The 810-nt window shown below is 73.7% G+C and carries 1 protein-coding gene; it reads left to right on the top strand.

Annotation, left to right across the window (positions count from 1 at the left end; genetic code table 11):
• Nucleotides 1-810: beta-ketoacyl reductase (locus tag CCN44_RS08140; protein ID WP_143649650.1), on the top strand; the 810-nt coding region annotated here is incomplete at both ends.

Raw genomic sequence — 810 nt, 5'->3', positions numbered from 1 at the left:
CACCCGGGGCGCCGTGCCCGCCGACGGCGAGCAGACGGTGACCGACCCGGCCGCCGCGGCCGTGTGGGGCCTGGTCCGGGTCGCCCAGGCGGAGAACCCCGACCGGATCGTCCTGCTGGACACGGATGCCACCGCCTCCGATGTCGAATCGCAGCTCGCCGCCGTGCTGGCCACCGGTGAACCGCAGGTCGCCGTCCGCGGCAGCCGCCTGTTCGTGCCGAGGCTCGCCCGCGCGACCGCGCCCGCCGGCCACGACCGTGACGCAAGCCCCGCGTTCGATCCGGCGGGTGCGGTGCTGGTCACGGGCGGCACGGGCGTGCTGGGTGCGTTGGTGGCCCGGCACTTGGTGGTGCGGCACGGGGTGCGGCATCTGGTGCTGGTGAGTCGGCGGGGTTCGGCGGCCGAGGGTGCCGGGGAGCTGACGGGCGAGCTGGCCGGGCTGGGTGCGGAGTCGGTGTCGGTGGTGGCGTGTGATGTGTCGGACCGGGCGTCGGTGGCGGGGTTGTTGGCCTCGGTGTCGGCGGAGCGGGTGTTGTCGGGTGTGGTGCACACGGCCGGTGTTCTGGACGACGGTGTGATCGGTGCGTTGACGTCGGAGCGGTTGGCCGGGGTGTTCGCGCCGAAGGTTTCTGCTGTGACGCACCTGGACGAGCTGACGCGTGAGCTGGTGCCGGGGTTGGGTGCGTTCGTGGTGTTCTCGTCGGCTGCCGGGGTGTTCGGGTCGGCGGGGCAGGGGAACTACGCTGCGGCGAACGCGTATGTGGACGCGGTGGTGCAGCGTCGGCGGGCCGCCGGGTTGCCGGGTGTGTC

It is taken from the genome of Streptomyces tricolor (assembly GCF_002155905.1).
GTDB lineage: Bacteria > Actinomycetota > Actinomycetes > Streptomycetales > Streptomycetaceae > Streptomyces > Streptomyces tricolor.
The sequence above is the reverse complement of the archived record's forward strand: the minus strand, read 5'-3'. Positions and strand labels throughout refer to the sequence as shown.